The 21,623-nt window shown below is 70.3% G+C and carries 18 protein-coding genes and 1 riboswitch; of the genes, 3 read left to right on the top strand and 15 right to left on the bottom strand.

Going from position 1 to position 21,623, the window contains the following annotated elements:
- Positions 1-127 precede the first annotated feature (127 nt).
- Together M2271_RS21005 and M2271_RS21000 are read left to right on the top strand one after the other, a co-directional pair.
- Positions 128-1,306 carry a glutamate dehydrogenase gene (locus M2271_RS21005; RefSeq protein WP_280888811.1) on the top strand — a complete coding sequence of 393 codons (1,179 nt, stop codon included), beginning with the start codon at positions 128-130 and terminating at the stop codon, positions 1,304-1,306.
- 125 nt (positions 1,307-1,431) lie between these two features.
- Positions 1,432-2,031, top strand: coding sequence for a TetR family transcriptional regulator C-terminal domain-containing protein (locus M2271_RS21000; protein ID WP_280888810.1), 600 nt, complete (start codon positions 1,432-1,434; stop codon positions 2,029-2,031).
- Between the two features lie 136 nt (positions 2,032-2,167).
- Here the strand turns inward: M2271_RS21000 and M2271_RS20995 are convergent, their stop codons facing one another.
- From M2271_RS20995 to M2271_RS20985, 3 genes are all read right to left on the bottom strand, one after another.
- On the bottom strand, positions 2,168-2,953 hold the full coding sequence (locus M2271_RS20995) for an SGNH/GDSL hydrolase family protein (protein WP_280888827.1): 786 nt from the start codon (positions 2,951-2,953) through the stop codon (positions 2,168-2,170).
- A 406-nt stretch (positions 2,954-3,359) separates the two neighbouring features.
- On the bottom strand, positions 3,360-4,334 hold the full coding sequence (locus M2271_RS20990) for a LysM peptidoglycan-binding domain-containing M23 family metallopeptidase (protein ID WP_280888809.1): 975 nt from the start codon (positions 4,332-4,334) through the stop codon (positions 3,360-3,362).
- Between the two features lie 4 nt (positions 4,335-4,338).
- A riboswitch (cyclic di-AMP (ydaO/yuaA leader) is annotated at positions 4,339-4,497 on the bottom strand.
- 305 nt (positions 4,498-4,802) lie between these two features.
- Positions 4,803-6,902 carry an alpha-galactosidase gene (locus M2271_RS20985; protein WP_280888808.1) on the bottom strand — a complete coding sequence of 700 codons (2,100 nt, stop codon included), beginning with the start codon at positions 6,900-6,902 and terminating at the stop codon, positions 4,803-4,805.
- Between the two features lie 180 nt (positions 6,903-7,082).
- Between M2271_RS20985 and M2271_RS20980 the strand changes: the two genes are divergently transcribed.
- Positions 7,083-7,880: a tyrosine-protein phosphatase gene (locus M2271_RS20980; RefSeq protein ID WP_280888807.1), complete on the top strand. Its 798-nt coding sequence runs from the start codon at positions 7,083-7,085 to the stop codon at positions 7,878-7,880.
- Between the two features lie 113 nt (positions 7,881-7,993).
- Here M2271_RS20980 and M2271_RS20975 read toward each other — a convergent pair whose 3' ends face one another.
- From M2271_RS20975 to hpnC, 12 genes are all read right to left on the bottom strand, one after another.
- Positions 7,994-8,116, bottom strand: coding sequence for a DUF6126 family protein (locus M2271_RS20975; protein WP_280888806.1), 123 nt, complete (start codon positions 8,114-8,116; stop codon positions 7,994-7,996).
- Positions 8,113-8,742: an XRE family transcriptional regulator gene (locus M2271_RS20970; RefSeq protein WP_280888805.1), complete on the bottom strand. Its 630-nt coding sequence runs from the start codon at positions 8,740-8,742 to the stop codon at positions 8,113-8,115. Before M2271_RS20970 ends, M2271_RS20975 begins: the two co-directional genes overlap by 4 nt.
- Before the next feature lie 244 nt (positions 8,743-8,986).
- Positions 8,987-10,405, bottom strand: a complete 1,419-nt coding sequence (locus M2271_RS20965) for an aspartate aminotransferase family protein (RefSeq protein WP_280888804.1) — start codon at positions 10,403-10,405, stop codon at positions 8,987-8,989.
- Positions 10,402-12,318, bottom strand: coding sequence for a 1-deoxy-D-xylulose-5-phosphate synthase (gene dxs, locus M2271_RS20960; RefSeq protein ID WP_280888803.1), 1,917 nt, complete (start codon positions 12,316-12,318; stop codon positions 10,402-10,404). The genes M2271_RS20965 and dxs overlap by 4 nt, the downstream gene beginning before the upstream one ends.
- Positions 12,319-12,345: 27 nt before the next feature.
- Positions 12,346-13,008 carry a flavodoxin-dependent (E)-4-hydroxy-3-methylbut-2-enyl-diphosphate synthase gene (locus M2271_RS20955; RefSeq protein ID WP_280888802.1) on the bottom strand — a complete coding sequence of 221 codons (663 nt, stop codon included), beginning with the start codon at positions 13,006-13,008 and terminating at the stop codon, positions 12,346-12,348.
- A gap of 4 nt (positions 13,009-13,012) precedes the next feature.
- Complete coding sequence (gene hpnH, locus M2271_RS20950; RefSeq protein ID WP_280888801.1) at positions 13,013-14,035, bottom strand: adenosyl-hopene transferase HpnH; 1,023 nt, start codon at positions 14,033-14,035, stop codon at positions 13,013-13,015.
- A gap of 5 nt (positions 14,036-14,040) precedes the next feature.
- Positions 14,041-14,682, bottom strand: coding sequence for a 1-hydroxy-2-methyl-2-butenyl 4-diphosphate reductase (locus M2271_RS20945; protein ID WP_280888800.1), 642 nt, complete (start codon positions 14,680-14,682; stop codon positions 14,041-14,043).
- Complete coding sequence (gene shc, locus M2271_RS20940; RefSeq protein ID WP_280888799.1) at positions 14,682-16,673, bottom strand: squalene--hopene cyclase; 1,992 nt, start codon at positions 16,671-16,673, stop codon at positions 14,682-14,684. Before shc ends, M2271_RS20945 begins: the two co-directional genes overlap by 1 nt.
- 116 nt (positions 16,674-16,789) lie before the next feature.
- Positions 16,790-17,854 carry a polyprenyl synthetase family protein gene (locus M2271_RS20935; protein WP_280888826.1) on the bottom strand — a complete coding sequence of 355 codons (1,065 nt, stop codon included), beginning with the start codon at positions 17,852-17,854 and terminating at the stop codon, positions 16,790-16,792.
- Between the two features lie 71 nt (positions 17,855-17,925).
- Positions 17,926-19,353, bottom strand: coding sequence for a hydroxysqualene dehydroxylase HpnE (gene hpnE / locus M2271_RS20930; protein ID WP_280888798.1), 1,428 nt, complete (start codon positions 19,351-19,353; stop codon positions 17,926-17,928).
- A 136-nt stretch (positions 19,354-19,489) separates the two neighbouring features.
- A complete protein-coding gene (gene hpnD, locus M2271_RS20925) occupies positions 19,490-20,440 on the bottom strand; it encodes a presqualene diphosphate synthase HpnD (RefSeq protein ID WP_280888797.1) in 951 nt (316 codons plus the stop codon).
- Positions 20,437-21,351 carry a squalene synthase HpnC gene (hpnC, locus tag M2271_RS20920; RefSeq protein ID WP_280888825.1) on the bottom strand — a complete coding sequence of 305 codons (915 nt, stop codon included), beginning with the start codon at positions 21,349-21,351 and terminating at the stop codon, positions 20,437-20,439. Before hpnC ends, hpnD begins: the two co-directional genes overlap by 4 nt.
- Positions 21,352-21,623: the final 272 nt, after the last annotated feature.

Below are 21,623 nucleotides of genomic sequence, written 5' to 3'. Positions count from 1 at the left end.
TACCGGCGGTGACCCGTTCCGCGTTGACAGGGTGCGATCCCGATCCGGATACTGACCCACCGTTCAGTGTTCGTCCGTGGCGAGCGCCCTGGGGTCCTTGAAGACTCGTCATCCGTGAGGAGTCCGTATGACCGCCCCCTTGATGTCGCTCACCTGGACCGATCATGTCACCGGACGCCAGGGCTTCCTCGTCGTCGACCGGCTGGTGCGCGGTGTCTCCAGCGGCGGGCTGCGGATGCGCCCGGGTTGCACCCTGGACGAGATCGCCGGTCTCGCGCGCGGGATGACCATGAAGGAGGCGCTGCACTACGACCCCCAGGGCCGCTACGTCCCCCTGGGCGGCGCCAAGGGCGGCATCGACTGCGATCCCCGGGCCCCCGGGGCGTACGAGGTCCTGGTGCGGTACCTACGGGCCATGCGGCCGTACATCGAGAGCTTCTGGACCACCGGCGAGGATCTCGGTCTCACCCAGGACCTGGTGGACCGGGCGGCGGCCGAGGCCGGGCTGATCTCGTCCATTCAGGCCGTGTATCCGCTGCTCGACGACGAGACGGCGGCCCGGCGGCGGCTCGCGGACGCGTTCGCGGTCGAGGTGGACGGGATCGGGCTCGACGCACTGGTGGGCGGCTGCGGAGTCGCGGAGTCGGCTCTCACGGCCCTGGACCTCACCGGTGTGCCGTACGCGGGGACGCGGGTCGCCGTGCAGGGCCTGGGCACCATGGGCGGAGCCACCGCGCGGTTCCTCACGCGCGCGGGGCTCACGGTAGTGGCCGTCGCCGACATCAAGGGCACGGTCCTCAACCCGGACGGCCTCGATGTCGAGGCGCTGCTGGCCGCACGGGACGCCTACGGGACCGTCGACCGCGCCGCTCTGCGCCCCGGCGATCTCGAACTGCCCGGTGACGCCTGGCTGGCCGTGGACGCCGAGGTGCTGGTGCCGGCGGCGGTCTCGTACGCCGTGGACACCACGAACCAGGAGCGGATCACCGCGCGCTGGATCGTCGAGGCGGCGAACATGCCGGTCCTTCCGGAGGCGGAGAAACAGCTGGCCGCGCGCGGGGTGACGGTACTGCCGGACGTGGTGGTCAACTCCGGGACGAACGCCTGGTGGTGGTGGACGCTGTTCGGCGACATCGGCCCCGACGCCGGCGAGGCGTTCGCCCACACCCGGCGCTCGATGCGCGCCCTGGTCAAGCAGACGCTGTCCCGCGCGGAGGCGGACGGGACGACCCCGAGGGCGGCCGCGCACGCCATCGTCGCGGACCGGCTGCCGGTGATCGAGGAGCGCTTCGGGTGGTACCAGTGAGCTCGGAGCGCGCGCCCGGTGAAGCCCACGGTGACTTCAGGCCGAACCGTCGGGTGCCCGGCCTCCCCCACTCGGCGCGGCGGGCGACAGATTAGGGTGACCGCGTGGCAAGGGTGCGGTTGAGCGTGACGGAGCGGCGCGAGGAGTTGCTGCGAGCCGCCGTCGGACAGATCGAGGCGCGGGGCGTGGTGGCGGTCAGGATCGCCGACGTGGCCTCGGCGCTCGGCGTGAGCAACGCGCTGGTGCTCTACCACTTCTCGACGAAGGAGAAGCTGGTCGCCGCCGCGTTCACCCACGCCGCCGAGGACGACCTCGCCCAGTTGCGCACCATCCTCGGCCGCCGCACCACAGCGCTGCGCCGGCTGCGGACGGTCGTGCGCTGGTACGCCCCGACAGGACAGGCCAAGGGCTGGCGGCTGTGGATCGAGGGCTGGGCGGCGGCGCTGCGCGAGCCCGCGCTGCGGGACGTCACACGGGACCTCGACACGCAGTGGAAGGCCGCGCTCACCGAGGTGATCGCCGAGGGTGTGGCCGCGGGCGAGTTCCACTGCGCCGACCCGATGGGCACGGCCCTGCGCCTGACCGCCCTGCTCGACGGTCTCGCCGTACACCTCACGTCGTACGCGGGTTCGGTCTCGCGCGCGCGGGCGCAGGAGTGGGTGGACGAGGCGCTGGCCCGGGAACTGGGGCTGGCGCTCGAGGCGTTGACAGCACAGGTGCAGTGACGCCGAGGGCCCGGCCGACCCTCCGACCGAGGCGCAGGCTTCGCCGACACGGTCGCCACCGCCCGTTCCCGTACCGCCGAAGTCGGCGCCCGGTGGCCGGCCGTCTCCGACGCCCTGGCCGGGCGGCCGCCCGCCGTCAGGCCACCGAAGCGATCCGCGTCTTGATGTCGTTCGGTGACAGCGTGCCCTTGGCGGTCACGTGGTCCCCCGACGACTCCCCGCGCAGCCGCCGGCCGATCCACGGCACCAGGTACTCGCGCGCCCAGTGCACGTCGTCGCGCCGGATCTCCAAGGTGCCGCGCGGCGGGAGCGGCGGCCAGGGCTGGTCCGGGTCGGCCGGAACCTCCAGACCGAGGACCTGGCCCGCGCGCAGCGCCACGCGAGTGTGCCCCTCGGGCGAGAGGTGGAGCCGGTCGCCGTCCCAGGCTCGGCGGTCCTGAATGGTCTTCAGGGACCACAGGTCGAGCACCGGGCAACCATACCGGTCGGCGACGGCCCGCACATGCCCGTTGTACGTGGCGATCTTGCCGCGCAGATGCTTGAGCACGGGGACGCCACGGGTGTCGAACCCGGTCGTCACCATCACCGCGCCCGCGACGGCGGTGAGCCGCACGATGGCCCGCTCGAAACGCTCGGCGACCTCGTCGGGATCGGTGCCGGGACGGATGATGTCGTTTCCGCCGGCGCAGAAGGAGACCAGGTCGGGCGCGAGTGCCGCGGCCTGCGGCAGTTGGTCCGCCACGATCTGGTCGAGCAGCTTCCCGCGCACGGCGAGGTTCGTGTAGGTGAAGTCGCCCTCGGGCCTGCGGTCCGCGAGCAGTACCGCGAACCGGTCGGCCCAGCCCACGAACGCCCCGCCGGGCCCCGGGTCGCCGACGCCCTCGGTGAAGCTGTCCCCCACCGCCACGTACGACCCGATCACTGATGTGTTGTCACTCTTCGAATCGTCTGCCACATCGGCCCATGATTCCCCTTCCGATGTGAGCTACGCGACCGTAGGAAGGGGTTGACGGGCGGTGAGATAAGCCACCCTTCAAGTGTTGGTCAAACCAGGAATAGCCTTGTCGTCAGCGCTGTTGAAGCGGCCACTGCTGCCATACCCGGAATCCGGCGATCCGGTTCACTGTGCCCCTCCCTGACCCGCACTGTCGACACCTCGGCCGGTCCCTGCCACGAGACCGCAACGTACAAGACCGCAACGCACGAGACCGCAACGTGCCGGCCGTGCACGACATCAGGACTCCCCAGCCCTCGGACACACCGAAGGCCGGACCCGGGGATCGGGGTCCGGCCTTCGGCAGCGTGTCAGGCAGGTGGTCGTGGAGGTGTCAGCCGACCGAGACGCCCTTCGAGCGCAGGTAGGCGAGCGGGTCGACGTCCGAGCCGTAGTCCGGCGTGGTGCGGATCTCGAAGTGCAGGTGCGGGCCGGTCACGTTGCCGGTCGCGCCGGAGAGGCCTATCTGCTGCCCCTCGGCCACGCTCTGCCCGCTCGAGACGGAGAGCGAGGACAGGTGCGCGTACTGCGCGTAGTAGCCGTCGGCCAGCTTGATGACGACCTGGTTGCCGTACGCGCCGCCCCAGCCCGCGGAGACGACCGTGCCCGCGCCAACGGCCTTGAGCGGGGTACCGGTCGGGACGACGAAGTCGACACCGGTGTGGTAGCCGCTCGACCACATGCTGCCTGCCATGTGGTACGGGGTGCCGATGGTGGCGCCGGACACCGGCAGGGTGAAGCCGCTCGCAGTGCCGGTGGTCTCGGCACTCTGGAGGACGGCGGCCGGCTTCTGCGCCGAGGACGACTTCGACGAAGAGGCGGACGACTCCGACTTCTTCGAGGAGGAAGAGGGAGAAGAGGAGGAAGGGGAAGACGGCGACTCGGACTTCGTGGTGCCCGACCCGGCCTTCTTGCCGATCGTGAGCTTCAGACCGGGGTGTATCAGCGACGGGTTGTCGCCGACGGCCTGACGGTTGTCGTCGTAGAGCCTCTGCCAGCCACCGCTGACGTGCTGCTGGTCGGCGATCTTGGCGAGGTAGTCGCCGGCCCGTACGGAATAGCTCTTCACACCCGAACTCCGCACGGAAGCCGACTTCTCGGCCGCCGCCTTTTCGGTCACCGATTTCTTCGCGGCGGCGGGAACGGACGACTGAACGGATTGGTCCGCAACGGACTGGGCACTCGCCGCGTGGGCACCGGTGGCCCCCAGAAGCGGAAGTGCGAGTGCGGCGCCGCCGGTTCCGGCGACAGCGATGGAACGGGTGAAACGCTCGGTCTTCGGACGGCGGTGCTTACCCTTCGCGGGCATGACGAATTCCTCTCCGGCGCCTGCGAGGTGAGCTGTCGGGTGCGGACTGGAGATGTCCGGCCGCTCCGAAGAAACGGCTTTACCCCTAGCCTGTTCCGGAGACCGAAACAGGCGTTTTACCTGTGGGTCCCCCGCTCCTGCCGTGGACGGGTGAGTGGGTGCGGGCTCCGGGCGGCGGCAGGATTGGGCGTCCGTCCGGATCGGTGGCGAACGTAAGCGATTAAGACGTACAGGGACAAGCGAGAGGTTGCGCCCCAATGCGTTCCTGTTGAACCTCCAGGGCGATTACCGGTCACCCTCCGTGAATCGGAGGGGACCTCTCACCTCGAATCCCCTTGAAAAGCACCAGCATTACGTGAACATGACGGGCGACGCACGGTCACGAATATGACCCTCCTCACCCGTCACCCCTCAGACCCCCTAATTCCAGCCGGAGTTGGAATAAGAGCGCCAATTCGGACACAACCCTCAGACGCGGCGCAGGCGGAGAACTGTCGCGTCCAGATCGCCCCGCAAACCGGTTCGCAGTCCGTGGTGCAGCAGTACGGCCCCCCGATGGACTTCGCCCGTTTCACGGCATTCGTACGACGCCGTCGGGTCGAGCCCGCGCAGCCGCACCGCCGGGACCGGCTCGCCGTAACGCTGCGCCTGGAGACAGGCGAGGACCACCGTCTCGTCGCCGAGCACGTACTGCACCGCGCTCAGCCCGCCCTCCGGGGGCCGCAGTCGATACTGGTCACCACGCTGCACGAGGGGGCGGATCTCCCTGTAGAGAGTCACCCACTCCTGAGCCTCGGTGAGCTCCTCCTCGGCCCACTCGGCCAGGTCTCCGCCGATCCCGAGCACCCCGGCCATGGCGCTGACGAACCGGAACCGCAGCGAGCTGACCCGCCCGTTGAGCTGCGTATTGGGGCTGTCGGTGACCCAGGCGGCCATCACGCGCGCGGGGTGGATCTGGCTGAAGCCGTGCTGAATGGCGAGCCGGTCCAACGGGTCGGTGTTGTCGGAGGTCCACACCTGGTCCGTACGGCTCATCACACCGAGGTCGATCCGGCCGCCGCCACCCGAGCAGGACTCGAAGGCAACCCCCGGGTGGGCCTCTCGCAGCCGGTCCAGCAGGCGGTACAGCGCGTGCACGTGGTCGACCCACAGCCGCTGCGGATAGGGGTCACCGGGCCAGCCCGCGTCGGTGAAGCAGCGGTTGAAGTCCCACTTCACATAGTCGATCGGGGCGCTGGAGAGCATCGCGTGGAGCTGTTCCCAGAGGTATTCCTGGACGTCCTCGCGCGCGAGGTTCAGAACAAGCTGATTGCGCAGTTCCGTCCGCTTTCGGTCTGGTTGGTACTGCACCCAGTCCGGGTGGGCACGATAGAGGTCGCTGTCCGGATTGACCATTTCGGGCTCGACCCAGATGCCGAACTGCATGCCCAGGGCGTGCACCTGGTCGGCGAGAGGCTTGAGGCCGCCGGGGAAGCGGTCGGGGTTGGGCGTCCAGTCGCCGAGGCCGGCCCGGTCGCTGGTGCGCTTGCCGAACCAGCCGTCGTCCACGACGAACAGCTCCACGCCGATCGCCGCGGCCCGGCGGGCCAGGACCCCCTGCTGCTCCTCGGAGATGTCGAACTCCGTGGCCTCCCAGGAGTTGAACAGCACAGGCCGGTCCCGGTCCGCGTCCGGGATGACGTACGCGCGCTGGTAGGCGTGCCAGGCGCGGCTCGCCCCGCCGAAGCCGCCGTCGCTCCACAGACCCGCGAAGACGGGCGTGGTGAAGGACTCCCCCGCCTCCAGACGCAGCAGGCCGGAGTCGTCGTAGCCCGCGCCGCCGGTGATCTGCACGCGCGTGTCGGGCAGTTCGGCCACGGCGATGCGCCAGGATCCGGACCAGCCGAGGGCGCAGCCGTAGACCTCGCCGCGTTCCTCGGTCGCGTCGGTGTCGAGCGCCACCCACGGCAGATGCTGGTGTCCGGTGTGGCCGCGGCGGCTGCCGATGACCTTCTCACCGTAGGTGAGGGGGGCGCGCACGAGCCGGGACTCCGCAGCCCAGCGGCCGTGCAGCTGGGACAGCCGCCAGCCGCCCTCGCGGTCGGGCAGGGTCCAGGTGGCCGAGTCTGCGCGCAGGAGCTCCACCGCGGCACCCTCGTCGTCCAGGTCGTTGTCCAGGTCGTTGTCCAGGCTCACCCAGCGCTCCACGACGTCGTGCCGCATCCGGTAGTGCAGTGTGATCGCGAGCCCTCCGTCACGGAACCTGAGCCGCAGCTCGTCGTCCTCGGCCCGCTCGTACGCCTCGAAGCGCCACTCGGTGCCGCGCCGCTCGTCCGTGCGCACGGACAGGGCGGGGCGGACGAAGCGGGGGCCGCCCTCGACGGGGTACTCCTCGCGTCCGTCGAGCGGCGACTCGAAGGGCCAGTAGTCCGGCAGCGGCCGTACGGCGAGGGCCTCGGCGTCGGCCAGCGCGATCCGTGGCCCCCAGTGCAGATGCAGCAGCTCGTCGCCCTCGGTGAGGTGGACGGCGTAACTGCTGGTCGGCCCGGACAGAATCCACGTACGGCCGTTCTCGGCGATCTCCAGCATGCAGTTCCTCACAGATACCAACAGACACGAACAGGTGCGCTCAAGCCTCAACATCATCAGGGTCGGGACACCCTCGGTGCAACGCCTGTGGACAACTCATTGCCCCAGGAACCCATGTCGTATGGTCGAGTGCATGCCCGTCGCCGAGCCCCGTCGACGGGACCGTATGAGGAGGAGCCCGTGACGCAGCAGGTCCCGTCGACTGAACCCGACCTGACCGGAGTGCGCAACTTCCGCGACGTCGGCGGGGTGCCGACGGTCGACGGACGCCGGGTGAAGCACGGGGTGCTGTTCCGCAGCGGCCACCTCGCACACGCGACCGAGGAGGACAGCGCCTTTCTCTCCTCCCTGGGCCTGCACACGATCTTCGACTTCCGTAACGCGGCGGACCAGAAGCTCGAGGGTCCCGACGTCGAGCTGCCGGGCGTGCGCAATGTGAACCTGCCGCTGACCGACCCGGCGGACGGCGCCGAATTCTGGAAGATGGTCCGGGACGGCGAGATCGACCAGCTGCGCAAGATCCTCGGCGACGACAAGGCCGCGAACCGGATGATCGCCTCGTACCGCGTGATCATCAAGGAGCGCACCGCCGAGCTCTCCCGAGTGCTGCACGCGCTCGCCGAGGACAGCGTCCCCGCGCTGATGCACTGCGCGGCCGGCAAGGACCGCGCGGGACTGTCCATGGCGACAACACTGCTCGCACTGGGGGTGGAGCGGGAGGCGATCGTCGCCGACTACCTGGCGTCGAACGCCAAGCACCGCCGCTACAAGGTGCGCCGCAGTGGCAGCTCGGCCTCGGCCTACTCCGAAGAGGTGATGGAGCTACTCAGCCCCCTCTTCGACGCCCGGGCCGAGTATCTGGCGGCCGCCTTCGAGACGATCGACGAGACGTGGGGCAGCGTCGACGCCTACCTGGAGGAGGGGCTGGGAATCACCCCGGAGATCCGTGAGCGACTGCGGGAACGGCTGCTCGACTGAGACATCCGGGCGCCCTCAGCCCACGGCCGATCCCCGATCCCCCCTCACCGCTGATCCCGGCCCACGCCCCATCCCGGCCCACGACTGCCCCTGCCCACGGCCACTCCCCTGGGCTACTGGTTGGCGCCCGCCTCGAACAGGAAGTAGACGAAGGCCGCGAACACATGGCCGACGGCGATGTAGATGATGAGGCGCACCCACAGGGCGCGGGGGAACTTCTCCTCCATGTCAGTCATGGCATGTCTCCAGGAGTCGGGCCCAGGCACAGGGTGGCCGTGGGGCTCTGCAGCAGGGTGTGGACGAACAGGAGCTCGACCCCGTCGGGGTCCTGGGCGGCGATGCGGTGCGGGGTCAGCGAGTCGAAGTGCGCGCTGTCGCCCGGGCCGAGGCGGTGCGTGGTGTCCCCGAGACGCAGCCGCAGCCGGCCCGTGAGCACGTGCAGCCACTCCTCGCCCGGGTGGACGCGCACGATGTCGCCCTGGGAGTCGTGGGGCACGTGGACGCGCAGCGCCTGCATGCCTCGCCCGGGCGCACCGGCCTGCCAGTAGGTCCAGCCGCCGGCCGCTGTCGGCTCCATGTCGACGGCCCGTACGACCGCGTCCCGGTCGGCGCCCGTCTCGCCGAGCAGTTCGGAGACCGTCGTAGCATAGATACGGGCGAGCGCGAGCAGCATCGGCAGCGAGGGCTGGCGCCGCCCGGTCTCCAGCCGGGAGAGATGGGCGGGCGACAGTCCGGCCGCGCGGGCGGCGGCCTCCAGGGTGAGAGAGGCACGGCGGCGCAGGGCACGGAGCTGCGGTGCGACGGCGGGCAGTTCGACGTCCTGCCCGGTCGTCGGCTCGTTCTCGGCTTCCGAAGAACTCATGCTCTCCATTGAGCCCCGAATTTACCTCTGCGGCAAATCTCTTGTCTCAGAGGCAAAAACTGGCGGCTTCGCCCTCTGCGGCGAAGCCACCACACGTCGAAGGAGCCGGCTCACCGGCCTCCGTTTCACCGACCGACCTACCGGTTCGCCGGCCCACCGGTTCGCCGGCCCACCGGTTCGTCGACCTACCCCACGGCCCGCCCTACCCCAGGACCGCGTCCGGCCGGCCCACCCCACGACCGACCTACCTGTTCGCCACCGCCTGCTTGATCAGCGTCTTGCTGAAGTCCCACATCAGCCCGCCCCCGCTGTGCGCGTCGTCCATCACGGCGGTGAACGCGTCCACGAACCGGTCCACCTCCTGTTCACCCACGATCAGCGGCGGAATCAGCTTGATCACCTCCAGGTGGTCGCCGGAGACCTGGGTGAGGATGCGGTGGCGCTGCAGCAGCGGGACGACCACCATCTGCGCGAACAGCCCCTTGCGGGCGGCCTGCAACATGGTCCAACGGCTGCGCAGCTTCAGCGACTTGGGCCTGCCGAACTCGATGCCGACCATCAGGCCCCGGCCGCGGACGTCGGCGAGCAGCTCGTACTTGTCGATCAGCGCCGAGAGCCGGGACCTCAGCAGCTCACCCGTGGCCCGGGCGTTCGCGACGATCTGCTCGTTCTCCATCACCGACAGGACGGCCAGCCCCGCCGCCATGGCCTGTGCGTTGGATCCGAAGCTCGCCGAGTGGACGAGCACCCGGTCCATGGAGGAGTAGACCTTCTTGAAGATCCAGTCCTTGCCGAGGGTGGCGCCGACCGGCACATAGCCGCCGGACAGCGCCTTGGCCACGCACACCAGGTCCGGTTCGACGCCGTCCTCGTGCTGGTAGGCGTAGAAGTCCCCGGTGCGGCCCAGGCCCGTCTGCACCTCGTCCGCGATGAGGAGGGCCTTGTGCCGGTGCAGCAGTTCCTGGGCGGCGCGCAGATAGCCGGGCGGGGCCTCGTGCACGCCCTTGCCCTGGATCGGTTCGACGACCAGGGCGGCGACGTCGCCCTTCCGCAACTCCCCGGCCAGGGCGTCGAGATCACCGAGAGGTACGGCCGTGTCGGGCAGCAGCGGGGCGAAGCCGTCCCGGAAGCCGTCCTCGCCGTTGACCGACAACGAGCCGGTGGTCAGGCCGTGGAAGGCGTGGTCGCAGTACAGGATCCGCGGCTTTCCGGTGGCGTACCGGGCGAACTTGAGCGCGGTCTCGACCGCCTCCGTCCCACTGTTGCCGAAGAACACCCGGTCCAGGTGCGGACTGTGGGCCAGCAGCTTCTCGGCAAGCAGCCCGGGCAGCGGCTGGCAGTCGAAGCGGGTCAGGTCGGCGAGCTGGGCGTCGAGGACGTCGTGCAGCGCCTTGCGGACGACCGGGTGATGGCGGCCCAGGCCCATCACCCCGAACCCGGCGAGCATGTCCAGGTAGTCGTTGCCGTCCGCGTCCCAGAAGTACGCGCCCTCGCCCCGCTCGTAGACCTTGTCGAAGCCGATGGTGTGCAGCATGCGCGGGAGCTGGTGGTTCAGGTACTTGGTGTGCAGCTCGTAGCGCTCGCCGCCGCGCTCGGCCAGCAGCGCGCCGAGGTCGAACTCCCCGGCCTGCGAGGAGGACGACGGGGGCTTGGCGGTTGTCATTCCTGTTTCTCCTTGGACAGCTCTTCCCGGACGGCCAGGTTCGCTTCCTTGACGGCGAGGCTCGCGCCGATCCGTCCGGCGACCTCGACGGGCGTGAGCCCGATGTCGGCGAGCACCTCGCTCCGTTTGGCGTGCGCGAGGAACTGCTCGGGGATGCCGAACCGCCGTACGGGGACGTCGACTTCGGCGTCACCGAGGGCGAGCGCCACCGCGGCGCCCACGCCGGACGCGCGGCTGTTGTCCTCGACGACGGCGACCAGACGGTGTGCGGCCGCGAGTTGCGGGAGCGCCGGGTCGACCGGCTTGACCCACCTCGGGTCGACGACCGTGCATCCGATGCCCCGGGCCTCCAGCAGCTCGGCGGCCTGGAGGCAGACGGGTGCCATCACCCCGACGGCCACCAGAAGCACCTCGGGCCCGTCCGCACGGTGCAGGACGTCCAGGCCGCCCACCCGGTCGACGGCCGGGATCACCGGTCCCGCCGACTCCTTGGGGAAGCGCACCAGCGTCGGCGCGTCGTCCACCGCGACCGCCTCCCTGAGCTGCGCCCGCAACTGGTCGGCGTCGCGCGGCGCGGCGATCCTCAGACCCGGCACGACCTGGAGGATCGACATGTCCCACATGCCGTTGTGGGAGGGCCCGTCGACGCCGGTGACACCGGCCCGGTCCAGGACGAACGTGACCCCGCACCGGTGCAGGGCGACGTCCATCAGGAGCTGGTCGAAGGCGCGGTTCAAGAACGTCGCGTAGACGGCGACGACCGGGTGCAGCCCGCCCGTCGCGAGGCCGGCCGCGGAGACGGCCGCGTGCTGCTCGGCGATGCCGACGTCCCACACCCGGTCCGGGAAGCGGGCTGCGAAACCGCCGAGTCCCACCGGGCGCAGCATGGCCGCCGTGATCGCCACCACGTCGTCCCGCTCCTCGCCGATCCGCACCATCTCGTCGCCGAACACCGAGGTCCACGACGGGCCGTCGGACGGAGCGAGCGACTCGCAGGTGAGCGGGTCCATCACGCCGACGGTGTGGAAGTGGTCCTCCTCGTGGGCGAGAGCGGGTTCGTAGCCGCGTCCCTTCTCCGTCAGGCAGTGCACGAGCACCGGCCCGTGGAAGCGTTTCGCACGCCGGAGCGCCGACTCGACGGCCTTGAGGTCGTGCCCGTCTATCGGACCGACGTACTTCAGCCCGAGGTCCTCGAACATGCCCTGCGGCGCGAACGCGTCCTTGAAGCCCTTCTTGGCGCCGTGCAGGGACTCGTAGACGGTGTTGCCGACCAGTGGGGTCCGCAGCAGTACGTCCTTCCCCCAGGCCAGGACCTTCTCGTAGCCGTCGGTCGTCCGCAGGGTCGCCAGGTGGTTGGCGAGGCCTCCGATGGTCGGCGCGTACGACCGCTCGTTGTCGTTGACGACGATGATCAGCGGCCGGTCCTTGGCGGCCGCGATGTTGTTGAGCGCCTCCCAGGCCATGCCACCGGTCAGCGCCCCGTCGCCGATCACCGCGACGACATGGCCCTTCTCGCCCTGCACCTGGCGGGCCTTGGCGAGTCCGTCGGCCCAGCCGAGCGCGGTGGAGGCGTGGCTGTTCTCGATGACGTCGTGCTCGGACTCCTCACGCGAGGGATAGCCGGACAGCCCCCCTTTGCCACGCAGCTTGGAAAAGTCCTGACGTCCCGTCAACAACTTGTGTACGTAGCTCTGGTGGCCGGTGTCCCACAGGATGCGGTCGACCGGCGACTCGAAGACCCGGTGGAGGGCGACGGAGAGTTCCACCACCCCCAGATTGGGCCCGAGGTGTCCGCCGGTCCTGGCGACCGCGTGCACCAGGAACTCCCTGATCTCTTCGGACAGTTCGCCGAGTTCCACCTCGGACAGCGCCTTCAGGTCGCGTGGTCCCCGGATGTTCTCCAGAATCGTCACGTCGGGCCCCCTCCTGGTCCGTGCTGTTCAACTCACGGTGACGGCCGGCTCCCCCGCCGCGACGCCGTCCTGCTCCATCTGCTCGGCGATCTTCATCGCCTCTTCGATCAGGGTCTCCACGATCTTCGACTCGGGCACGGTCTTGACGACCTCGCCCTTGACGAAGATCTGCCCCTTGCCGTTGCCGGAGGCGACCCCGAGGTCGGCTTCCCGCGCCTCTCCGGGCCCGTTCACCACGCACCCCATGACGGCGACCCTGAGCGGCACCTCCATGCCCTCCAGGCCCGCCGTGACCTCGTCGGCCAGCCTGTAGACGTCGACCTGGGCCCGCCCGCAGGACGGGCAGGAGACGATCTCCAGCCGACGCTGCCTGAGGCCCAGCGACTCCAGGATCTGGATGCCGACCTTGACCTCCTCGGCGGGCGGGGCGGACAACGACACCCGGAGGGCGTCCGCGTCGTCCTGCGTGGGGCAGGCCACACGGACGATCTGGCAGCCCGAGGCGGTGAGTTCCGCGATCTGCTGCAGGGTGGCGCCGATGTCCGACGTACGGGTCGTGGTCATCGACTGCACCGACACCGGGGCCCCGCCCCCGACCGCCACCGGCCCGACCTGGATCCGCCGTGAGACACGCCGTTCCGCTATCGGCCGGACCGGTACCTCGGGGACGCCCAAGGAAATGGCGGTCATGGCGCTACTCGCGGTTTCCGGAGACCGTCTCGCGCATGGCGCGCAGCGACTCCTTGAGGGAACCCATGGTGGCGAGGACGGCGGTGGGCTCGTAGCCGCAGTGCGCCATGCAGTTGGCGCAGCGCGGGTCCTTGCCGCGGCCGTACTTGTCCCAGTCGGTCTCCTCGATGAGTTCGCGGTACGTCGGCACGTACCCGTCGCTCATCAGGTAGCAGGGCCGCTGCCACCCGAACAGCGAGTAGTTCGGGATCGCCCAGGCGGTGCACGGGAAGTCGACCTTGCCCTCCAGGAAGTCCAGGAAGAGCGGGGAGTGGTTGAGCCGCCACTTCCTGCGGTTGCCGCCCGAGAAGGCCTTCTTGAACAGCTCGCGGGTCTGCTCCACGCCCAGGAAGTGCTCCTGGTCGGGCGCCTTCTCGTAGGCGTAGGCGGGCGAGATCATCATCTCGTCGACCTTGAGGTCGTCGTTGAGGAAGTCGAGCACCTCGATGATGGTCTGCGGGGTGTCCGTGTTGAAGAAGGTCGAGTTGGTGGTGACCCGGAAGCCGCGCCGCTTGGCCTCCTTGATCGCCGCCACCGCCTCGTCGAACACGCCCTCCTTGGCCACCGACTCGTCATGACGCTCGCGCAGCCCGTCGATGTGCACCGCGAAGGCGAAGTAGGGCGAGGGGGTGAACTTGTCCATCTTCTTGCGCAGCAGCATGGCGTTGGTGCAGAGGAAGACGTATTTCCTCTTCGCCACCAGCTGCCGCACGATCTCGTCGATCTGAGGGTGCATCAGCGGCTCGCCGCCGGCGATGGACACCATCGGCGCACCGGACTCCAGCACCGCCCCGACGGCCTGCGCCACCGGCATCCGTTGCTTCAGCACCCCGGCCGGGTGCTGGATCTTGCCGCAGCCCTCGCACTTGAGGTTGCACGCGAAGAGAGGCTCGAGCTCCACGATGAGCGGAAACTTCTCCCGCTTGCGGAGCTTCTGTTCGACCAAGTATGTAGCGACCTTGATGGACTGGCGCAGCGGCATGGCCATCTGGCTCACCTCCGGGGGAGCAGCAAGGAACGGTGCCATTCATAAAAAGCGGGAAGTACGGAACGAAGGACGCGGAAAGCCGATATTCCACCGCGCACCGTGCCGATCCGGACGAGTTCATGTTCTGGAGCGTCCACCACCACCCGGACGGCCGCAACCGGGCGCTCGCCCGCGTGCACGGCGCCCAGAAGCGTGGCCGCGGACTCCATGTCGACCGCGATCGCGCCGGTCGCGAGCAGATCCGACCGTTCGTGACCACGGACGACGTGATCGGAACCGGTGAGCGGCCCGGTGTGGACCGTGCGTCCGGGAAGGGTCCGTACCAGCTCCTTGACGAGCAGGTCGGTGCCCACGCACGGGACGGTGCCGCGCGGGTCCCGGGTCTCCTCGGCGACGACCAGGTCACCGGGGTGCATGCCGGGTGCGAGTCCCGCGCAGAAGCCGGTGGCCAGTACGGCGGCCCCGTCGAACCCACGGTCGGCCAGGACCCGGGTGACGGCCCGTTCGGCCGCCCTGGGTCCCATGCCGGTGCGCAGGACGGTGACCGGCCCGTCGGCGCCGCCGCGGTCGCCGCTGCGCAGGGCGAGATGCTCGATGCCGAGCGCGCAGGCGATCAGCAGCGGTACCGTGACGGGCTGGGTGCTCATCAGCCCCCCTCGGCCCCGGAGAACGGCTCTCCGTGGACGTACCGGCCGAGTGCGGTGAGCGGGAAGACCTGCCGGTAGAGGTGGTAGTTGATCGAGAAGTCCCAGGGGAAGCCGGTACCGGTGAAGTAGGGCTCGTCCCAGGAACCGTCCTCGCGCTGTGTGCTTGCGAGCCACTCGACGCCACGTTCCACGGCCTTGGAGTCCTTCTCCCCCGCCGCCAGCAGGGCCATCAGCGCCCACGCCGTCTGCGAGGCGGTGGAGGCGCCCCGCCCGCTCCACTTCTTGCTGTCCCGGTAGGAGCGCAGATCCTCGCCCCAGCCGCCGTCGTCGTTCTGGACGGACTCCAGCCAGGCCACGGCCCGCCGGATCGCCGGGTGGGAGGCGGGCAGGCCGGCCGCGGTCAGTGCGGGCACCACCGACCCTGTGCCGTAGACGTAGTTGACGCCCCAGCGCCCGAACCACGAGCCGTTCGGCTCCTGTTCGGCGAGCAGCCACTCGATGCCGCGCCGGGTGCGCGGATCGTGCGAGAGGCCCTCGACCGCGAGCATCTCCACCACGTGCGCGGTGACGTCCGCGGACGGCGGGTCGATGACCTCGCCGAAGTCGCAGAACGGCAGCCGGTTGGGGAAGGGACTGGTGTTGTCGACGTCGAAGGCGCCCCACGCGCCGTTCTTCGACTGCATCCCCAGGTTCCAGCGCACCCCGCGCCCGATCGCCTTGTCCACCCGCTCGGGGTCGTGGTGCCGGACCCGGCGCAGGGCGAGGACGACCTCGGCGGTGTCGTCGATGTCGGGGTAGTTGTCGTTGTGGAACTCGAACGCCCAGCCGCCCGGCGGGAGCCCGGGCCGCTTCACCGACCAGTCGCCGGGCCGCACGATCTGTTCGCCGAGCATCCAGTCGGCGGCCTTGACCAGCTGGGGGTGGTCGGCCGGCACCCCCGCGTCGGCGAGCGCGATGGTGGCGAGGCAGGTGTCCCACACCGGCGACTGGCAGGCCTCGATCATCCGGGACCCGTCCTCGCGCCACACGGCGAAACGGTCCAGCGACTCGAGTCCCGCGCGCATCACAGGGTGTTCGAGGTCGTAGCCGAGCAGGGACAGGGCGATGACCGAGTACACGGCCGGCGGCTGGATACCGCCCCAGCAGCCGTCGTTCTCCTGGCGCTCGACGATCCAGCGGGCGGCGGAATTCATCGCCGCCTTGCGCAGCCTGCGCGGCGCGACCTTGCGCAGGGCGTGCAGCGCCTTGTCCAGCCGCTGGAAGGCGCCGTCCCAACTCACCACCGGGGCGAAGGGCTTGACCGGGTTCGGGTTCGCGGGATCGGAGTGCAGTTCGTCGAGCGGGAAGGGGGCGGGCCTCACCGGCCGCTTCGCGGAGACGATCGTCAGCGGGACGATGGTCTGCCGGGCCCAGCATCCGAAGTCGTAGATGTTGAGCGGGAACCAGGTGGGGAGGTAGATGAGTTCCGGCGGGAGTTCGGGCAGGTCCTCCCACTTCCACCAGCCGAACAGGGCCAGCCAGATCCGGGTGAAGACCCGGGCGGCGGCGATCCCGCCCCGGTCGCGGATCCAGGCGGAGGCCTTCGCCATGTGCGGTGCGTCCGGCGCGTCGCCGTCCAGTCGCAGGGCGACGTACGCCTCGATGGTCGCGGAGAGGTCGCCCGGACCGCCGTAGAAGCTGGCCCAGGTGCCGTCCTCGCGCTGCTCACCGCGGATGAAGAGGGCGGCGCCGTGGGTCGTCTCCTCGTCGCGGATGCCCAGGAACTGCCGCAGCAGCAGGTCCTCGGCGTCCATCGTGACGTTGGTCTCGAGGTCGCCCTTCCACCAGCCCTCCGCGTCCTGTCGGGACAGCAGGAACTCGGTGGAGCGTTGTACTGCGTGTACGGCGGCATCGCGGGCCCCGGCCGTCACGGGGGTGGTGTTGTCGGTTTCGCGGGCCGAGGCAGCGCGGGGCGGCAGGGCTCCGGTGCTTCCGTCGGTCGTCGCTGTCATGGCTTCCCCTTCGTGCAGTCGTGCGAGTCGTCCTGCTGTGGGTCCGCCGTCGGCCGGTGCGTCGCTTCCCGCGACACCGGCCGGCGACTACGCGAGGGTTATTCGACCGATAGTGATCATCTCTTTCGTACGACGACGAAGTCGGCGAGCGCCGTGAACTGCGCCCGTACCCGGTCGGGCATGTCGACGGTGTCCAGGGCTTGGATGGCGATGGTGTGCTGACGGCGGGCTTCCTCGGCCGTCCACTCGCGGGCGCCGGCCTCCTCGATGAGGGCGGCGCGGGCCGCGAACTCCTCCTCGGAGAAGTTCTCGAAGTCGCTGCGCTTGGCGTCGGCGGCGAGCATCTCGCCGAGCCGCTCGGAGGCGGGACCGCCCGCCGCGAGCGCGGCCACGACAGGCAGGGATTTCTTGCGCTGGCGCAGGTCGCTCCAGGTCTGCTTGCCGGTGGAGACCGGGTCGCCCCAGATCCCGAGGAGGTCGTCGACAGCTTGGAAGGCGAGGCCGAGGTGGTAGCCGTACGTCTCCAGCGTGTCGGCGGTGCGGTCGTCCGCGCCGCCGAGCACGGCGCCGATCGAACTGGCGCAGGCGAGCAGGGCCCCCGTCTTGTTGCCCTCCATCTCCAGGCACTCCTCGACGCTGACGCGGTCGCGGTGCTCGTAGGAGATGTCCTGCGCCTGGCCGTCGATCAGGGCGCGGGTGGCGCTGGTCAGCCGGCGGGTGGCGCGGCCCGCCTCGACGGTGCCGAGCTCCAGCAGCACCTCGTTGGCGAGGGCGAACAGGGCGTCGCCGACCAGGATGGCCTGGGCGGGGCCGTGCACCTTCCAGACGGTGTCGCGGTGGCGGCGCTGTTCGTCGCCGTCCATCAGGTCGTCGTGCAGCAGGGAGAAGTTGTGGACGAGTTCGACGGCGACCGCGCCGGGGATGCCGACCTCGGGTGCGGCGCCGGTGACCTCGGCGGAGAGCACGGCGAGCGCGGGACGTACGGCCTTGCCGCCGTCTCCGTCGGCGGGGTTGCCCTGGGCGTCGATCCATCCGAAGTGGTAGGCGGAAACAGTGTCCATGGGAGCTGCCAGGCGGTCGATCGCCGTCCGCAGCACCGGTGTGGCCAGGGTCCGGCCGCGCTCCAGGAGCGCGGTCACGTCCACCGCAGGCCGCCGAGCGGCCGTCGAGGCCGGGGGCACAGTGGGCACAGTCTCTCCTCTTGTTGCGGTACCGGAGGTGCGGGCACCTGCCGTGCCGTGCCGAGCCGGCATCAGGCCGCCTCCTCGAATGCGAAGAGATGGCGGGGGCGGGTCCGGCCCAGGGCGCCGAGTGCGGCGTCGGCCGCGCTCACTCCGCTGCGGACCGCACTCTCCATGGTCGCGGGCCACCCTGTGGCGGTCCACGCTCCGGCCAGGTACAGGCCGGGTGCCTTGGTGCGGGCGCCGGGCCTGAGCCGCCCGACGCCGGGGGTGGGAGCGAACGTCGCCGTACGCTCTCTGGTCACGAAGAAGTCCCTCACCTCGGCCCCCCGCGCGCGGGGCAGCAGTCGCTCCAGTTCCGGCAGATACCGCTCGCGCAGGACGGCGACGGGCTCGTCGATCTCGTCGTGGGCCGCCGACTGGGACAGCGCGAGGTACTGGCCCCCGCTCAGCCCGGAGGCCTCGGTCCGGTCGAACACCCACTGCACCGGAGTGCCGAGGGCTGCGAAGAACGGCCGGGTGAGCACCGTGCGGTCGTAGACGACATGGACGTTGAGGATCGGCGCGGTGCCGATCTCCAGCAGTCGCCCGGGGGCGTCGAGCGCTCCGGGCGGCAGCAGGTCGTGGGCCTCGCGGTGCGGTACGGCGAGCACGACCGCGTCCGCCGCGAGTGTCTCACCGGGAACCTGAACGCTCCAACGCCCGTTTTCGTCAGTCGAGATGGAGGTGACGCGTGTACGGACTTCGGTACGCACGCCCGCGGAGTCGAGCGCCTTGCGGGCGAGCCGGTCATGCAGTTCGCCCAGCGGGACGCGCGCCCATCCGATGTCGGCCGCGCCCGGCTCGGACAGCAGACCGGTCTTGAACACCATCGCGGCGAGCCCGAGCGAGGCGTCGCCCGCGACCGCGTTGAGGGTGGCGACCCCGACCAGGTCCCACAGGGCCTCGATGGCGCGCGCCGACTGACCGTGCGCGGTCAGCCAGCTGCCGAAGTCCTGCGTGTCCAGGGTCGGATCGGCGAGGTCGAGCCCCTTGAGCGCGAGCGCGGCACGCCCGACCCTGGCACGTTCGGCGAGGGAGAGATGCGGATACGTGGCGAGGCCGCGCCCCAGATGCAGGGGCACCGGCAACGCGTCGCGCCGCAGCCTGCCGAGCCGCCTGCCCTCGGGCCGGTCGACGTCGAGTACGGGCACGTCCAGACGATCCTGCAGCGGGGCCAGCGCGGCACCCTCGATCCGGTCGAGGAACCAGCGGTAGGCGGTGCAGCAGCGCAGATACACGTGCTGTCCGTTGTCGACGGTCAGCCCGTCGCGCTGGAAGGAGAAGGCGAGCCCGCCCAGGCGCGGCCTGCCTTCGAGCAACGTCACCCGGACTCCGGCGTCGGCGAGTGCGAGCGCGGTGGTGATGCCGGCGAGCCCGCCGCCGACCACGACGGCGTCTTTGCCGGAGTGTTCCGGCGTGTCCGCGAGCGGCTCGTCGGACCGCGTGCCGTCGGTCATGGTGCGTCCTCCCCTGCCCGGCCGCCGTGGGGGTCGAACGATGCACGGCAGGCCGTTGCAGTCAGGGACGCCGTCCCCGGCCGGAGGGTTGCGTGCCAGTTTTCTCCGGTGGCATCACCTTGGACCGGATTGTCCATCAGGCGCGCCTCCTGACGGTTCTGCGGGTCACGTGGCGGGTGTCCAGGCCGGACAGGCCGCGTACGGCGACGTACGCCTTCTCCCGTCCGGGCAGCGAGACCCGGCCGCGCAGCACGGCCTCCGGGTCGCGCTCGATGCGGTCGAGGAGGCGGCGGTAGATGCCGGCCATGGCGGCGACACAGGCGCCGCTGCGCCGGTCGAGCATCGGGAGCAGCCGGTAGCCCTCGGCGAAAAGGGCGCGGGCCCGACGCACTTCGAAGTGCACGAGGCCCGCGAAGTCGGCGCCCTCCGGTGGTTTCGGCCCCTTGAAGCCGGCCGAGCAGCCGAACTTGGCGAGGTCGTCGGCGGGCAGGTAGGTGCGCCCGCCCTCGGCGTCCTCACGGACGTCCCGCAGGATGTTGGTGAGCTGGAGTGCCAGTCCGAGCGTGTCGGCGTACTCCGGCGCGCGCTCGACACCGCGCGCTCCTGACTCGGTGCCGAACACGCCGAGCGAGATCCGCCCGATGGCGCCCGCCACGCAACGGCAGTACACCTTCAGGTCGTCCCAGGTCTCGTAGGCCTCGCCGCGGACGTCCATCAGCACGCCGTCGATGAGTTCGTCCAGGCCGCCCAGCGGGATCGGGAAGGCCTCGGCGGCGTGGGCGAGGGCGACCGCGACGGGGTCGGTGCCGTCCTCGGCGATCGCACCGTCGCGCACCCGGGCCAGCATCTCCCGGGTCTCCTCCAGTCTCGCGCTCTTGACCTCGTTCGCCAGCGCGCCGTCGCCGATGTCGTCGACGCGCCGGGAGAACGCGTACAGCGCGGACATCGCGCGACGCTTGGGCGTCGGCAGCAGTCTGATGCCGTACGCGAAGTTACGGGCCTGCTGCCCGGTCACGGTCTCGCAGTAGCTGTAGGCGGCGAGTACCGGTGCGGACACGTGTGGTTCCGACTCCACGGTCCGGATCACCTCTTTCCTCGCAGAGTGACGCCCACCTCGCGCAGCAACTGGATCTTGCCGGGCTCGGGCGGGCCGGGAAGTACGTCGTATTCGGCGGCGGCGATCGCCCGGATCGCCGCCCTTCCCCCCGCCACGAACCCTGCGAGCAGCAGTTTCAACCTGCCGTGGACGCTACCCACCAGGGGGGCGCCTTCATTCAGGAGATCGCTGGCGCGTTGCGCTTCGTATGCAACCAGAGCACGCACCGACGCGCCCCCGGTTTTCGCGGCGAGATCCCTTTCCTGAACGTGGAAGCGCTTCATGTCCGCGGCGGGCAGGTAGATGCGGTCGCGGCCGAGGTCCTCGGCGACGTCCTGGAGGTGTTCGACGATCTGCAGGGCTGTGCAGATCGCGTCGGAGCGGCGGATCCGCTCGGGGGTCGATGTCCCGGTGACGGCGAGCACCAGGCGGCCGACGGGGTTGGCGGACAGTTCGCAGTACGCGAGGAGGTCGTCGTAGGTCTCGTAGCGCGCGACGAGCTGGTCCTGGCGGTTGGCGGCGATCAGCCCGAGGAACGGCTCGGGGGTCAGCGCGTGGCGGCGGACGGTCGGCTGGAGGCGGCGCAGCAGCGGGTGGCGCGGCCCCGGACGCGACGACGTGGCGAAGACGCGGTGGAGGTCGGCCTCGAAGGCGTCCAGCAGGACCGTCCGGTCCTCGGCGTCCGTGGGCGACACGCCGAGCAGGCGGGCGTCGGCGCCGCCGGGGGCCAGATCGCCGTCACCGATGTCGTCGACGAGACGGGCGAAGCCGTAGACGGCCATGAGGTCGGTGCGCCAGGCCCTGGGCAGGAAGAACGGGGCCACGGGGAAGTTCTCCGCCGCGGCCTTGTCGAGCGTGCCGCGCTCCGCATCACCGGCGTGCGGCGTGCCGCTTCCCCTCACCACTGGCTGCCCTGGGCGGGGACGGCACATGCTGCGTGGATCTGGGGAGTTTCCGTAGCCATTGCCGTCACATCTCCCGTTCTACACTGCCGACCCAATGCACACTATTTCGGACACGCCGCCCGGCCGCCCACGCGGCAGCACTGGCGCAGGGTGTGGCGCATTATCGCCCTACTTGCCGCGTTTCGGGACCTGTACAGCTTACGTTGTACAACGCGGCGCTGATCGCTGGGGTGTCCTGCACATCACAAGAACACACCGATTGGTCCCAA

It is taken from the genome of Streptomyces sp. LBL (assembly GCF_029893585.1).
In the GTDB taxonomy this organism is placed as follows: Bacteria; Actinomycetota; Actinomycetes; order Streptomycetales; family Streptomycetaceae; genus Streptomyces.
This window is presented reverse-complemented; position numbering and strand designations above follow the sequence as displayed.

Excerpts from the sequence above, each read along its gene's own strand:
- M2271_RS20945 (WP_280888800.1), bottom strand. The coding sequence starts at position 14,682 with ATGAGCACCCAGCCCGTCACGGTACCGCTGCTGATCGCCTGCGCGCTC.
- shc (WP_280888799.1), bottom strand. The coding sequence starts at position 16,673 with ATGACAGCGACGACCGACGGAAGCACCGGAGCCCTGCCGCCCCGCGCT.
- M2271_RS20975 (WP_280888806.1), bottom strand. The coding sequence starts at position 8,116 with ATGACTGACATGGAGGAGAAGTTCCCCCGCGCCCTGTGGGTGCGCCTC.
- M2271_RS21005 (WP_280888811.1), top strand. The coding sequence starts at position 128 with ATGACCGCCCCCTTGATGTCGCTCACCTGGACCGATCATGTCACCGGA.
- M2271_RS20970 (WP_280888805.1), bottom strand. The coding sequence starts at position 8,742 with ATGAGTTCTTCGGAAGCCGAGAACGAGCCGACGACCGGGCAGGACGTC.
- M2271_RS20965 (WP_280888804.1), bottom strand. The coding sequence starts at position 10,405 with ATGACAACCGCCAAGCCCCCGTCGTCCTCCTCGCAGGCCGGGGAGTTC.
- M2271_RS20955 (WP_280888802.1), bottom strand. The coding sequence starts at position 13,008 with ATGACCGCCATTTCCTTGGGCGTCCCCGAGGTACCGGTCCGGCCGATA.
- M2271_RS20985 (WP_280888808.1), bottom strand. The coding sequence starts at position 6,902 with ATGCTGGAGATCGCCGAGAACGGCCGTACGTGGATTCTGTCCGGGCCG.
- M2271_RS20990 (WP_280888809.1), bottom strand. The coding sequence starts at position 4,334 with ATGCCCGCGAAGGGTAAGCACCGCCGTCCGAAGACCGAGCGTTTCACC.
- hpnH (WP_280888801.1), bottom strand. The coding sequence starts at position 14,035 with ATGGCCATGCCGCTGCGCCAGTCCATCAAGGTCGCTACATACTTGGTC.
- hpnE (WP_280888798.1), bottom strand. The coding sequence starts at position 19,353 with ATGACCGACGGCACGCGGTCCGACGAGCCGCTCGCGGACACGCCGGAA.